This is a genomic window from Salirhabdus euzebyi (assembly GCF_014207435.1).
Lineage (GTDB): Bacteria > Bacillota > Bacilli > Bacillales > Alkalibacillaceae > Salirhabdus > Salirhabdus euzebyi.
In genome coordinates, this window is record NZ_JACHGH010000005.1 from 335910 (window position 1) to 349037 (window position 13128).

The following is a 13128-nucleotide window of genomic DNA, read 5'->3' on the forward strand; positions in this document are numbered from 1 at the left end:
TTTCACTATATTTTGACTTCTCAAACGCTTACATTTAGATTAAAATAAACTGGAATATAAGTGAAATATTTAAATTTTATAAATTACTATAAAATTTTTTAATGGAATATACCAAAACATATTAACTCTGTAGGTTTTAAAAAAATGAAAAGGAGTAATGACATGACGGAAAAAGACTGGGAACTATTGTTAACATTACATAAAGAAGGAAGTATAACAAAAGCTGCTCAAAAACTTTATATATCTCAACCAGCACTCACATATAGAATTAAACAAATCGAAAAAGAATTTAACTCACAAATTATTTTGAGAGGAAGTAAAGGAGTTGTATTTACCAGTGAGGGAGACTATCTTGTTAAGTATGCAGAATCCATGAAAAGACAACTACAAATCGCAAAAGATAATTTAACAAATATGAAAAACAATATTCAGGGGATATTAAGAATAGGAGTTTCGAGTAACTTCGCAATGTACCAATTACCTAATATATTAGAAGGATTCCTGGCAAAATTTCCAAATATCGAAATTGACTTAACTACTGGATGGAGTTCAAAGGTTTTAAAACTAATTCAAAGTGAAGAAATACATGTAGCTATTATTAGGGGTGACCATGTGTGGTCTGGAGAGCAAATCACATTAAATAAGGAAGCCCTTTGTATCGCATCCAAAAAAGAAATAGACTTAAATAATTTACCTAATCAAAATTTAATCCAATATCAAACAGACGTTAGTCTAAAGAAAACATTTGATGATTGGTGGTTAAAAACATTTAACAAGACACCAAAAGTTTCTATGGAAGTAGATAGCATAGAAACCTGTAAAGGATTAGTAAAAACAGGTCTTGGATATGGTATATTTCCAAGTATTTGTTTAGAAGATACCGTAGATCTACATACTATGGACTTGACTATAGATAATAAGAAATTACTTAGAAAAACATCTCTTTTATATCGCAAAGAGCTCCTAGATTTAAGTGTAGTTAACGCATTTGTAAGTTTCCTTAAAGACAAATACAATATTGTTTATTAGTTATTACCTTTCTTCAATACCAATGTGGTTGGACAATTATCATTTATTTTTGTTTTAGCTCCACTGAATAGAATTAATGTGCCCGCGAAGAAAAACGCAAATGACATACTAAAAATCTGAGCAACAAAACCAAATAATACAGGAGAGGATAATTGTGCAAATCGACTTGCTGATAATCTTAGCCCTAAACCTTCACCAATTCTTTTTTGTGGTAAAATATGTACCATGGTAGAAATTGAAAGAGGCTGACCTAACCCTAGCCCCATTCCAAGGATAAAGGAAACTAATATTAATGAAATGGAACTTGAGGCTATGGGGATTAATAAAAATAGAGCACCAGATCCCAATATTGCACACAAAGTAATGTTATTTCTTCCAAACTTCAAAATTAAGTAAGGCATTGACCACCTAACTATTATTCCAGCAAAGGCATTAATGGAAACAATAAAACCAATCATAGAATTTGAAAGTCCATTACTAATACCAATTAAAGGGATATAAGCAGTAAAAATATCCCTTCCTGCTAATACAATCATAGAAATTAATATCACCTTACGGATATCTACCTCTTTTAACAATGTTAATGAATTAATAAATTTTGCGGTTCTTTTGTAATAGTTTATTTCTTGTTTTTTATCTTTTATATTGGAAGCAATAAAAAGAGATGGTAGGATAGCTAGTCCCATTAATGCAAAGGAAATTCGATATCCCCACACTTCTGCGAATACACCACTAAGCAACGGACCAATAAAACTTCCTATTGAAACACCCACACTAATCATTACGATATTATGATCTTTTTCTTGCTCAGAAGAATCAGTTCCTCCATAAGTTTGTGCTCCCATTATAAATACCGTGTAAACACTACCAGCTAAAATTTGTGAAATATATAATCCAACCATATTAGGAAAAAAGAAGGGAACTAATAGTGATCCTATCCCGATCACTCCACTCAAGATGATTGGATTCTTATAACCTATTTTATCCATCACCTGACCAACTTTAATAGCTATTAAAAATGGAAATAAAGAAAAAACGGATACGAGCAAACCTATATCAAAGTGATCAGCATTTAATTCATCTGCAATTAAAGGAATAAGGGGACGGGCGCCCATAACTCCAGTTACGAAAAATAAAGGTACTATTAATTTTAAATTTATACTTCTCTTTCGGAGGCTCATTATGAAAACCTTCTTCTTATGTAGATATGTTAATAATTTACTAATTCAATATTATATTAAGGATAGATATAAAAAAAATATTAATATTTTATGCTTACCCATTAAAAACTTTAATTATATAAGAATATAAAAAAGCCTGAGAATAAAACTCAGGCTTTCTCCCTATACTTCCTCATTAAACTCAACAATCATTTCATGCACTTTCTTCCGCTCTTCCTCTGATACAATCAAATAATAAATATCACCAATGTAGGTACCGTTTCCGGTTACTTGATAGTTAGATGTATTTTTTCTTGCATCTCGGTAGTTTTTAAAAATATTCTTCATATCTTCAAAATTCATATTTGTTTGCATATTGTCACCAAGTACAGCTAACACGTCATCTATTTTTGTAATGGAACCTATATTTGCGCCTTTATCAATAATTCCTTCAATCACTTGACGTTGACGTTGGTTTCTACCAAAATCACCATTCGGATCTTGATAACGCATGCGAACGTAACCCATCGCTAGCTCTCCATCTAATTCGAGTTCACCTTTTTTATAATGAAAGTCTCGGGAATCATCCATCCAATCAATATCATTATTTACGGTAATTCCACCTACAGCGTCCACCAAATCAGTAAGACCTTCCATATTCATTTTTACGTAGTAATCTAATTCAATATTTGCGAAATTCTCAACGGTTGCAATTGCCATATCCGTTCCACCAAAAGCATAAGCATGGTTGATTTTGTCATCAAAACCCCTGCCGACAATTTCCGTACGGCTATCACGAGGTATACTAATGATTTGCATACTATCTGTGTTCGGATTTACCGATAGAACCATCAATGTATCAGATCGCCCTCTGTCATATTCACGTTCATCCACACCCATTAATAAGATGTTCAGCGGCTCTTTTCTTTCAGCCTTCTCCTTCTGCTCCGGTGTCCGGTCAATACTTTTTACGGGGGTATACATTCTGTCATTTACCGTGTTTTTCACATTAGAATAAACACTATAAGCAAAAATTCCCGCACCTATTATAAGGATGGAGGAGACAGCTAACGAAATTTTGAAAAGCTTCTTTCTTCTCGAACTAACTTTTTTCTCTTTGTTGTTTTCCAAGTAATTCACCTCAAGTATCCTAAACTTCCTTATATTAGTATAACATTAAATCGACAAATTTCGGGTGGTGACAGGCACACCCCTAATTCGTAATAACCTCTAAAACTTCTAATTCGGCTCCTATTGCGTTTTCATTAGTTAGTATGGACGGTTGAACAGTCAGTGCGTGATCTCCGTCTGCCAAACTACTATTTAGTAAAAGCGTCGTTTCACCGTCATTTTCACTATACGTATCAAAACTTTGTATATATTGACCATCTAGGTAAATATCTGCAACTCCCTTACTTGCACCTGTGGCAAATGTAACAGCTACTAGACTACCAGTAAAGCCTAATGATGCAATATTTTCTACCATAGTAATAGTCGAAATAACATTCATTTTAGTAAATTTAGTGGAATCTTTAAATAAATGTTCCTTTTCTTCGCGTGTGATGGCCTTATTATAAAAGACATTTGAACGGATTAAATCAAACATTTGTTTAGCATATAGTATATGCCCTTCTTCATTCGGTTGTGACCCATCTATCGTTAATTGATCTACTGATTGCTCAAAAGCTATTCTAGTATCTACATAAGAAACATTGTAATACCTTGCCAATTCTTGCAGTTTTTTAGCGTAATCATCTTCCATTACATTATTCACAACTACTATTACTTCTGCTTGCTCATTATTACCTAAAATTTCTCTTAATAGACTTTCATAAAAAGCAGCATATTCATTTACTTTTAAACCATTCGATTCGTTTTCTCTTAACGCTAGAATGATTAAATCATTAGCCTTTTCCTCTGAACGGGAATACTCTATCCAACTCTGAAAAACATCAGGTTTAGAAGTATGTAATAAATCTATATTAGCACTAGCCTTATATTTCTCTTTAATAGAATCTGAAAGGTAAGGAGCCCACTCCCCATTTCCAATTACTAGCATTTTATAAGGATCACCATTCTTTATTTTGTGAAAAAAACCAAGTTCCTGCTCCTCAGTAGAACCATTAGTTTGTAATGAAGTGGTTTTTGTTAGTTCATTTTCACCTTGAATCAATTTTAATTGTGCTTCCTGATACTTCGGGCCAAAAATAATGGTAGCTATTAACGTTATCATTGCAGCTAACATAAATAAAATACCGAGCTTCTTTTTCACCAAACCCCTCCTGACAGTACATGGATTTATTTTACATTTAATCATTAGAAAAATAAACAAAATATGACAATTTTTTCAACTTACTCCTTAAATCAAGCAAATGAAAAAGGCCTAACACGACTAAAGTTAGACCTTCATAAGTTTAGTGATGACTTTCAATATAATCCTGTTCTTCCTCTGGGCTTAAAATTCCAGTCGCTTTCCCAACATTACCACCTTGTAGCTTCCAAATGGCATTATGGTCCTTATCAATCTCAGAAAAGTCCTCCCGCTCCCACTTACGCAAAATTTCTTCGTAAATATCCTCGTGCTTAAGGTCTATCTCGTTTAATCCATTAAGTAACCACTGAATTCTAGCGGGATGCAATTCATAAAATCCCCACTTTTTCTTAGCCCGAACCTTTTGGTGGGACATTCCGTGAATAAACTCTTTATAATGAACATCTTTTAACTCACTTATTTTTTCTTCCGTACCAAATGGATTGAGCCCTTGTTCCTGAAAGTGAGTTAAATCATCCTCCGTAATTACTCCTTTTATTTTTTCTCTATCGTCTTCTAAAACTTGCGTATCTTCCTTTTCCACTTCATCTTCCACATCAAGTGCCTTTTGTCTATTGAATTCATCATTTGAACTGTTGAACCAATCGAATAGCCCCCATATAACAAGACCGACCATCAAAAGGGAACTTGTTATCAATGTACTTCTTTTCAAACTATCTTCCCTCCACTAATTCCGTCTAATATTATTTTACTCTTTTTAACAAAAAATACCTATTACTGCGATTTCCATGCACCAATACCTTGCTCCAACAGCTTTCTACTTTTTTCGCTATCGTACAATAGCAATTATGCTATAATCATAGAAATTATATACATACATAACAACAGGGGAGAGAAGTCTATGTCATTGAAATTTTGTACAAATTGCGGCCGAAAACTGATCCCAGAAGAAAAATTTTGTAGTCAGTGTGGGCAAAAGTTAGAAGAAAATGAAACATCTGGGGGAGAAGAACTACTACAAACTACAACCGAATCAAGTAAACAACCTTTCATTAAAAATAAAAAGTTTGTTTCTCTTATTGTTGCTGGTTTATTCGCATTATTTCTTATTTATTTTTTCCTTATTGATACGCCTCATAATTCAAAAGTAAAAGGGGTCTCTGATGAAGTTTACTATGAGTTAGTAGAACAATATTTTTATTTAGAAAGGCAAATGGATATGTTAGAAAATGGAGGTTTAGAGGCCTTTATTGATTGGATGAAATCCCAGGAACAGTACAAAGAAGCAGAAGAGGTTGCCGAAAAGGAAGATATAGTAGTAAATCCTGGAGAAGTATTTCCCAATACGTTACTTCTTGAATTTATGAAGAATAGAGAGTCTTTTTCTTCAAAAGAGACAGAACTGGTTGGAAAAATTCAAGATATGTATAGATTAGTAATGCGAAGAGAGACGGAAGAATATAAAATGATGAGCGAAGAACTGAAAGAGGAAATGCAAATAAAAGACTCCTACAATCCATTTGATGAATAGCAAACAGGGAGCGTTTTTTGTGAGCTCCCTGTTTTCGACAATTTTATAGTTATTCGAGGTGCAGAATGGTACTATATACTTATATATAAAGACAACGGGGGGCTACAGTATGTCATCAAAATTTTGCACGAACTGCGGTAGAAAGCTAAATCCAGAGGAAAAGTTTTGTAGTGAATGTGGTCAAAAACTAGTAGAAAATGAGCAAAACATACATCTAGAAGAACCTGCTCAACAAAAGCGTTTAGCCTATAGCAAATTTTTTAATAAAAAAACCGCAATAATTGGTTCCCTTATCCTATTGCTAGGCATCTTTTACACTATATTTATAGATAGTCCGCGTAATTCACAGGTAAAAGGGGTTTCTGATAAAGTTTATTACCAGCTAGTTGAACAATATTTTTATTTAGAAACACAAATGGATATGTTTACTAATGACGGTTCAGGAGATATTTTCGAATGGATGGAAGCACAGAAGCAATTCAAGGACGCAGAAAAATATGCCGAAAACTCTGACAGAGTACAACATGCGTATCAAGTATTTCCGAATCCGTTATTCTATGAGTATCACGAAAACCAAGATAGCTATTCATCCAAAGAGATTGAAATGATTAATAAAGTGTCAGCAATGTTTAGAAGTATAAACTTTTTTAATTACGAAAAATATGAAGAACAAAGTAAAGAACTAGAAAAAGACTTACGTATAAAAGACTCTTATTATCCTTTTGAAAAATAAACAGATCATATGAAAGAAGAAGGTTTTCGATAAACCTTCTTCTTTTCTTTTGCACAAATATATTATTCCATCGGTAGCACGTGACGATAAGGTACAGGTGAGGATAGAATAGTAGACGTATTTATGTTCCCAAAGGGTATCAAATCATCTATTAACGTCATCATACTGATCATATTCGGTACAGCCGCCTTTAAAAAATAGCTGACATCCCCGGTTACACGATGTGCTTCGATTATTTCTTCCTTTTCTTTTATACGCGCTTCAAAGTCCTTCAAGGAAATCTTCAAATCCTTCACTTGAATAATCAACGAAATTTCACGTCCAATTGCTGGTAAAGAAACCCTTGCGCTATATTCTTCAATAATACCTTTTTCTTTTAAACGTTGAATCCTCTCCGACACACTTGGTCGGCTTAAAGCTAATTCCTTTGATAACTCACTTATTGTCATTCTAGCATTGGCTTGCAAAAGCTTTAGTAAATGTATATCAATTTTATCCATGAAGGCACTCCTTTTCAAAATGAATATAATTAACCTAAAATAAATTCAAATATAAGGTGATACAACCTTTATTGCTTCATTTTACTATACAAACATTATCTTTTACATTTTATCATTATAGTATGGGTTTTTCCGTGATTTTAAGAAAGGATGTTGCGTTTTCATGAAAAAGTATCTTTACATTTTGCTCGGATGCATGATTACTGCTATAGGTGTCATTTTTCTAAACCATTCCAGCCTTGTTACAGGTGGAACAGCAGGTCTCGCACTTAGTGTCTCATACTTATTTACCCTTCCATTTTCAATTGTATTTTTTATGATAAATATCCCCTTCTATATCTTCTCCTTTGTTCGAATGGGTTGGAAGTTTACATTATCTACAATTTTATCTGTAACCATTTTGTCAGGGTTAACGAGCTTAGATCAATTTCTACCTGGCTTTACTATACCGATGTGGGTTGGTGCTATTGTTGGTGGATTGTTTATCGGAGTCGGATTATCGGTTCTATTCATGAACGGATCTTCTTTAGGTGGGGCTAACATTTTATCCCTTTTCCTTCAAAAAAGGTACAACATCAACCCTGGTAAAACAACGTTTATTTTTGATGGAATCGTCGTTTTATCCGGACTTTATGCCGTTGGACTTATCAAAGGATTATTTTCTATATTATCTATCGCGGTGATTTCAAAGGTAATTGGCTATTTCAAAAATGAAATTGCCACTAGAACGGCTGAAACAAAAGAAAAAGTAAAAGTCGAAAAGAAGCCTTCGCGAGTACAAGTACCTGCTGCGAGTAACTAAAAAGGAAGAGTGCGCGTGCACTCTTCCTTTTCTTTATTCGACAAATTTCGGGCGGTGACAGGCACCGCTTCACCCCATAAACAGTAGTCTTGCTCCGATTAGGAGGAGTAAGAGGGATAGCATTTGAATGATGACTTTGCCGGATAGCTTGCTCGATACTAAAACGCCTAGCTGCGCACCAACCATTACACCTAAACCACCCCATATACCAGCTTCCCAGTCGATATTGCCATTTAGTATTTGACTTGTTGCGCCGACAAAGGAATAAATACATAAAGTAAATAAAGAAGTTGCTGTTGCAATATGTGGTTTAATTTTAAATCCGTAAACGAGAATTGGAACCATCAACCAACCTCCACCGATGCCAAAGAAATTGGAAACGGTACCTAATAAATAACCAATCCCTAAAAAGCCTATGTTTTGCTTATTCCAAATACCCTCTTCCAGCAGAAATGCTTTTTCAAGTTCGCTGTCTTCACCTTTATTTTTCTGAAAGATGTTTGAGTTTTTATAAAACAAAAATCCACTCAACAAAATAAGTAAAATCGCAAAAATTTTATAAAAGGAGGCAGCTGGAATTATTTCAGCTAACCAACTCCCAAAAAATGTACCCGGTATAGCTCCAATCGTTAAAATAATCCCTACATAATAATAAATTCTCTTTTGTTTAATGAGACCAAATACGCCAGATAATGAATTGATAAAAACAATAAGTAAACCCGTGCCAGCCGCTACAGCAGGAGAAAATTGATAAAAAATCAAAAGTGCTGGAACAAAAATAAATCCGCCCCCAGCACCTACAATTGCACCATAAGCACCCGCAAAAATACCGATTGCTATTAATGAACTAAGCATTAGGAAGTCGATGTATACCTCCACCTTTCAAATGTCTACGATCCGTAAGACATCCATTCTTCTCCAATCATAAACATAAGTTTACCACAGGTTTCACCGACCTCCAAGGCGATAACGTTTACACATCTTCGGCTAAATGTTTCTCTAACACACTCCGAATATGATTAGGAATCAGCTCAGACTTTTTTTCCTTCACATTATAATTAACGTATGTCACAGTCCCTTTCGCACACAGTTGATCATTTTGTCTAATTTCTTCATACAACTGCAAACTTGAATTTCCAATCTTTTTCACCCACGTATGAACGGTAACATGCGTTCCAAAATAAATTTGGCTCACATAATCGACATTCATATTTAAAATGATCATTCGCCAATTTTCAAAAGAGCTATCAGGCGTAAAAAGTTTGAAGATTTCATTTCTACCCGCTTCAAACCAGACTGGAATCGTTGTGTTGTTAATATGGCCAACCCCATCTGTTTCCGAAACGCGTGGATCAATAACTGTTTTATACAATAGACTCACCCTTATTTACTAGTTAATTTGCCTTCATATGCATGTTGATAGATTTGTTTTACATCTTTTAAATGGAGAGGTTTTGGACTTCTAGCTAGTAATCTCTTTTGCTTAACCCCATTTTCCGCCAACAAATTGATATCCTCAGGATGAATATCATACTCCCCAATACTCTTAGGCAAACCAACATCCTCTACTAAATCATAAAGACTTTGCACGACATCTAGCGCAATTTCTCTAGCTGATTTTCCTTCCGCTGGTAGTTCAAAAGCTTCCGCAACTAAAACCATCTTTTCTAAACAGGAAGGCCAAATGGCATCATATACATATGGCAACAATACAGCATTGGATTCCCCATGAGGAATTTTAAACAGTCCACCTAATGGATAGGCTAAAGCATGGACCCCAGCGACACCTGCATTATAAAAACTTAATCCGGCTAACAAGCTACCTAATGCCATTTCCCCTCTTGCCTCTTTATCTTTTCCGTTCCACACTGCCGTTCGCACGTATTTGTTAATTCTTCTCATCGCATCTAATGCTAGTAAATCGGTTAATGGGGTAGCATTTACAGAAGTAAAAGCCTCAATCGCATGGGTAAGTGCATCTATTCCGCTAGCTGCTGTCACCTTTGCAGGTAAAGTGTATGTAAAAACTGGGTCCACAATGGCATAATCAGCAAGTAAATAGTCATGAGTGATGACATCCTTGGTATCTGCCAATGAAAAAACGGCAATATCAGTAACCTCAGCCCCAGTTCCTGCTGTCGTAGGAAGGAGAACTTTCGGGATGCCTTTTTTCTTAATTTTTTTGGTTCCACTTAAGTTTAAGTAATCCTGCACATTTCCATCATTATCCGCTAATACAGCCGCAGCTTTTGCTAAATCTAGTGCACTTCCCCCACCTATACCGAGAACTAAATCCGGCTTCGTCTTCCTTACTTCTTCAATCACTTTGTTCCCTACTTCTAAAGGTGGTTCGGGTATAACGTTTGTTGACAAAGTAACAGTGACCCCACGTCCTTCTAAAATCTTTAGAACAGGTTCAATGACACCAAGTTCTTTTAAAATCGGATCAGTTAGTAAAAAAACCTTATCCGCGCGCAGTTCCTCTAAGATTCCTTCTAACTTACTAACAGAACCTTCCCCATGATGAATTTTAATCGGTGAAATAAATGAATACATCCATGCAACTCCTTTCTCCCACACTAATGTTTTACCCCTAACTATGTTTCTATTAATAATTAGTTTTCTGCAAAAGAATAGAATTACCTTTTTGTTTATTCCAATGCCCCATAGAAAAAAAGCCTCTTCACCTATGGAAGAGGCTTCTAAACTAGCTTAGCTGATTAAGTTTCAACCTCCACCCGCTTCTCGTTCTTTTCGAGAAAGGACGACAGTAGCGGACGCATCACCTATAACATTTGTAGATGTTCTAAACATATCTAGAATTCTATCAATCCCCGCTATGAGAGCTATCCCCTCTAATGGTAAGTTAACCGATGCCAATACCATGGCAAGAATGACCATCCCTGCACCTGGAACACCTGCTGCTCCAATTGATGCTAAAACTGCTGTTAACACGATTGTTAAATATTGAATAAATGATAAATCGAGACCGTATGCTTGTGCGATGAATAATGCGGCAATACCATGGTAAATGGCCGTTCCATCCATATTAATCGTTGCACCGAGTGGTAAAACGAAGCTACTCACTCGTTTAGGTACGTTTAAATTTTCTTCAACGTTTTTAATCGTTACAGGAAGAGTTCCGGAACTACTGCAAGTACTGAAGGCTACTAAAGCTGCTGGAGAAATTCCTTTTATAAAAAATAAAGGACTCATATTACCAAATTTGGATACGAGGAAGAAGTAAGTAATCGTGATATGGAGTAGACAAGCCAATAACATGGCGAGTAGAACTTTGATTAGTGGAAGTAACACGGATGCACCATACTGCCCAACAATAGGGGCAATTAAGCCGAATATACCAATTGGGGCGACCTTAATAATATATCCTGTAATTTTATACATGACCTCTGCGAACCCATCAAAAAATCTTTTCACTGGAGCTGCTTTATCCCCCACAGCTGTAATACCTATTCCTAAAAACAAAGCAAAGAAAATAATTTGCAAAATGTTCCCTTCCACAAATGCTGCAAAAGGATTTGTTGGAATGATAGCTAGCAATGTAGCGATAACCCCTTCTGTCTCATTAGGCTCTACAGCCGCTTCACCAGGACTAATGCTTAAACCAGTTCCCGGATTAAAAATAAGCGCGATGACAATACCGATAGTAACTGCAAATAATGTCGTACATAAAAAGTAAAGAACCGTTTTTCCACCTAGTTTACCGAGGACTTTCATGTCACTAGTGCTCGCTACACCGACAACCAACGTACTAAAGACTAGTGGTATCATGATGAACTTGATTAAACGTAAAAATAAATCACCTAAAGGCTGAACAAAGTCTGCATTCGCTCCGAGTATTAGCCCCACAATTATTGCCAATACAAAGGCAATTAGCATCTGTGTAACCAAACTCACTTTCCCAAACATCACATCACTCCTTTTCACTAATTATGATATGAAAGCGCATTCATTAAACTTTATTCCATTTAGAGAAAAAATATTTCTACTTTCTAGCCTAACGTAGATAAAACACAAACACTTTCTCCCTTTACTATAAAAAAGCAAAAAAGCATTGACAAACATCCAAAACCGTCGTAACATACAAATTACAACTTCATACATATTCGATTTTCTTATCCAGAGAGGTGGAGGGACTGGCCCTTTGAAGCCTCGGCAGCGGACTTTTACAAGTACTGTGCCAATTCCAGAAAGTTTTCAAACTTGTAGATAAGGAGAGTGGTACTTGTTTGTGATGCCAAGCCTCTTCTTATATTTAAGAAGAGGCTTTTCTGATTTATTCTTCTAAATTCATATTGAGGTGATGACAATGACGACTGTAACAACAAAAACAAATGAACTACTACAGGCTATTAATCTGCTAAAAGAGAAACAATGGGTGGACTTAACACATACTTTTGGTCCTGATTCTCCACACTTTGCTGCATTGGATGCAGCTGAAATTACAACAAAATTTGACCATAACGATGGATTTTTCGTGCAAAACTTCTCTTTTCCCGGGCAATACGGAACACATCTAGATGCACCAATTCATTTTGTGCGTGATACACGATATATGGATGAACTTGAGTTAAAAGAGCTTGTGCTACCACTAGTTGTAATAGATAAATCAACGGAAGCTGCTGCTAATCATGATTTCATCTTACAAGTGGAGGATATTCTAGCATTTGAAGAAAAGCATGGAACGATAGAAGCAGGCACATTTGTCGCACTTCGAACAGACTGGAGTAAACGTTGGCCAGATCAAGCTGCTCTTGATAACAAGGATGAAGACGGAAATAACCATGCACCAGGGTGGTCAGTAGATGCATTAAAATTTTTATTTGAAGAAAGAAACATTAAAGCAGTAGGACATGAAACATTTGATACAGATGCTAGTGTTGATTTTCAAAAAAATGGTGCACTGTTAGCCGAGTATTATGTGCTAGCACAAGACACCTTCCAAGTTGAATTATTAACGAACTTAGACCAAATGCCAGCAAAAGGCGCAGCAATTTTCACCATCGTGCCAAAAGTTGAAAAAGCATCCGGTTTTCCTGTAAGAGCATTTGCGATTTTACCATAAACCAAATAGAAAGAA

14 protein-coding genes and 1 riboswitch are annotated in these 13128 nt (G+C 35.5%); of the genes, 5 read left to right on the forward strand and 9 right to left on the reverse strand.

The annotated features are described in order from the left end of the window. The first annotated feature begins 162 nt into the window (after positions 1 to 162). Entirely contained in the window at positions 163 to 1029 is an 867-nt protein-coding gene (locus HNQ94_RS10650; protein WP_174495937.1) for a LysR family transcriptional regulator, read from the forward strand. Here HNQ94_RS10650 and HNQ94_RS10655 read toward each other — a convergent pair. The 4 genes from HNQ94_RS10655 to HNQ94_RS10670 form a co-directional block, all read right to left on the reverse strand. After that, complete coding sequence (locus tag HNQ94_RS10655) at positions 1026 to 2210, reverse strand: MFS transporter (RefSeq protein WP_174495936.1); 1185 nt, start codon at positions 2208 to 2210, stop codon at positions 1026 to 1028. The two genes, HNQ94_RS10650 and HNQ94_RS10655, sit on opposite strands and share 4 nt — an antisense overlap. A gap of 162 nt (positions 2211 to 2372) precedes the next feature. Next, complete coding sequence (locus HNQ94_RS10660; RefSeq protein ID WP_174495935.1) at positions 2373 to 3320, reverse strand: LCP family glycopolymer transferase; 948 nt, start codon at positions 3318 to 3320, stop codon at positions 2373 to 2375. Between the two features lie 82 nt (positions 3321 to 3402). Beyond that, entirely contained in the window at positions 3403 to 4461 is a 1059-nt protein-coding gene (locus HNQ94_RS10665) for an SGNH/GDSL hydrolase family protein (protein WP_174495934.1), read from the reverse strand. A gap of 142 nt (positions 4462 to 4603) precedes the next feature. Next, positions 4604 to 5173, reverse strand: a complete 570-nt coding sequence (locus HNQ94_RS10670; RefSeq protein ID WP_174495933.1) for a DUF6241 domain-containing protein — start codon at positions 5171 to 5173, stop codon at positions 4604 to 4606. A gap of 189 nt (positions 5174 to 5362) precedes the next feature. Here HNQ94_RS10670 and HNQ94_RS10675 point away from each other — a divergent pair, with 189 nt between their 5' ends. Next, positions 5363 to 5992: a zinc-ribbon domain-containing protein gene (locus HNQ94_RS10675; protein WP_174495932.1), complete on the forward strand. Its 630-nt coding sequence runs from the start codon at positions 5363 to 5365 to the stop codon at positions 5990 to 5992. Between the two features lie 109 nt (positions 5993 to 6101). Then, the gene (locus tag HNQ94_RS10680; RefSeq protein ID WP_174495931.1) at positions 6102 to 6725 is read left to right on the forward strand and encodes a zinc-ribbon domain-containing protein; all 624 of its coding nucleotides are present in this window, start codon (positions 6102 to 6104) and stop codon (positions 6723 to 6725) included. A 62-nt stretch (positions 6726 to 6787) separates the two neighbouring features. Here the strand turns inward: HNQ94_RS10680 and HNQ94_RS10685 are convergent, their stop codons facing one another. Beyond that, a complete protein-coding gene (locus HNQ94_RS10685) occupies positions 6788 to 7225 on the reverse strand; it encodes an Lrp/AsnC family transcriptional regulator (RefSeq protein WP_174495930.1) in 438 nt (145 codons plus the stop codon). A gap of 163 nt (positions 7226 to 7388) precedes the next feature. Between HNQ94_RS10685 and HNQ94_RS10690 the strand changes: the two genes are divergently transcribed. After that, on the forward strand, positions 7389 to 8027 hold the full coding sequence (locus HNQ94_RS10690; protein ID WP_174495929.1) for a YitT family protein: 639 nt from the start codon (positions 7389 to 7391) through the stop codon (positions 8025 to 8027). A gap of 69 nt (positions 8028 to 8096) precedes the next feature. Here HNQ94_RS10690 and HNQ94_RS10695 read toward each other — a convergent pair whose 3' ends face one another. The 4 genes from HNQ94_RS10695 to HNQ94_RS10710 all read right to left on the reverse strand — a co-directional run bounded on the left by HNQ94_RS10695 (position 8097) and on the right by HNQ94_RS10710 (position 11957). Beyond that, positions 8097 to 8882: a sulfite exporter TauE/SafE family protein gene (locus tag HNQ94_RS10695; RefSeq protein WP_174496031.1), complete on the reverse strand. Its 786-nt coding sequence runs from the start codon at positions 8880 to 8882 to the stop codon at positions 8097 to 8099. A 118-nt stretch (positions 8883 to 9000) separates the two neighbouring features. After that, on the reverse strand, positions 9001 to 9399 hold the full coding sequence (locus HNQ94_RS10700; protein WP_174495928.1) for an acyl-CoA thioesterase: 399 nt from the start codon (positions 9397 to 9399) through the stop codon (positions 9001 to 9003). Positions 9400 to 9410: 11 nt separating this feature from the next. Next, positions 9411 to 10583, reverse strand: a complete 1173-nt coding sequence (locus HNQ94_RS10705; RefSeq protein WP_174495927.1) for an iron-containing alcohol dehydrogenase — start codon at positions 10581 to 10583, stop codon at positions 9411 to 9413. 171 nt (positions 10584 to 10754) lie between these two features. Next, entirely contained in the window at positions 10755 to 11957 is a 1203-nt protein-coding gene (locus tag HNQ94_RS10710; protein ID WP_174495926.1) for a dicarboxylate/amino acid:cation symporter, read from the reverse strand. A gap of 203 nt (positions 11958 to 12160) precedes the next feature. Then, a riboswitch (SAM riboswitch) is annotated at positions 12161 to 12264 on the forward strand. A gap of 93 nt (positions 12265 to 12357) precedes the next feature. On the opposite strand from HNQ94_RS10710, the gene HNQ94_RS10715 reads away from it, so the two are divergent. Then, entirely contained in the window at positions 12358 to 13113 is a 756-nt protein-coding gene (locus HNQ94_RS10715) for a cyclase family protein (protein WP_174495925.1), read from the forward strand. Positions 13114 to 13128: the final 15 nt, after the last annotated feature.

What these genes read in the sequence shown, in the direction of transcription:
- HNQ94_RS10650 (WP_174495937.1), top strand. Translation starts at nt 163, where the DNA reads ATGACGGAAAAAGACTGGGAACTATTGTTAACATTACATAAAGAAGGA.
- HNQ94_RS10655 (WP_174495936.1), bottom strand. Translation starts at nt 2,210, where the DNA reads ATGAGCCTCCGAAAGAGAAGTATAAATTTAAAATTAATAGTACCTTTA.
- HNQ94_RS10675 (WP_174495932.1), top strand. Translation starts at nt 5,363, where the DNA reads ATGTCATTGAAATTTTGTACAAATTGCGGCCGAAAACTGATCCCAGAA.
- HNQ94_RS10680 (WP_174495931.1), top strand. Translation starts at nt 6,102, where the DNA reads ATGTCATCAAAATTTTGCACGAACTGCGGTAGAAAGCTAAATCCAGAG.
- HNQ94_RS10685 (WP_174495930.1), bottom strand. Translation starts at nt 7,225, where the DNA reads ATGGATAAAATTGATATACATTTACTAAAGCTTTTGCAAGCCAATGCT.
- HNQ94_RS10690 (WP_174495929.1), top strand. Translation starts at nt 7,389, where the DNA reads ATGAAAAAGTATCTTTACATTTTGCTCGGATGCATGATTACTGCTATA.
- HNQ94_RS10695 (WP_174496031.1), bottom strand. Translation starts at nt 8,882, where the DNA reads ATGCTTAGTTCATTAATAGCAATCGGTATTTTTGCGGGTGCTTATGGT.
- HNQ94_RS10705 (WP_174495927.1), bottom strand. Translation starts at nt 10,583, where the DNA reads ATGTATTCATTTATTTCACCGATTAAAATTCATCATGGGGAAGGTTCT.
- HNQ94_RS10710 (WP_174495926.1), bottom strand. Translation starts at nt 11,957, where the DNA reads ATGTTTGGGAAAGTGAGTTTGGTTACACAGATGCTAATTGCCTTTGTA.
- HNQ94_RS10715 (WP_174495925.1), top strand. Translation starts at nt 12,358, where the DNA reads ATGACGACTGTAACAACAAAAACAAATGAACTACTACAGGCTATTAAT.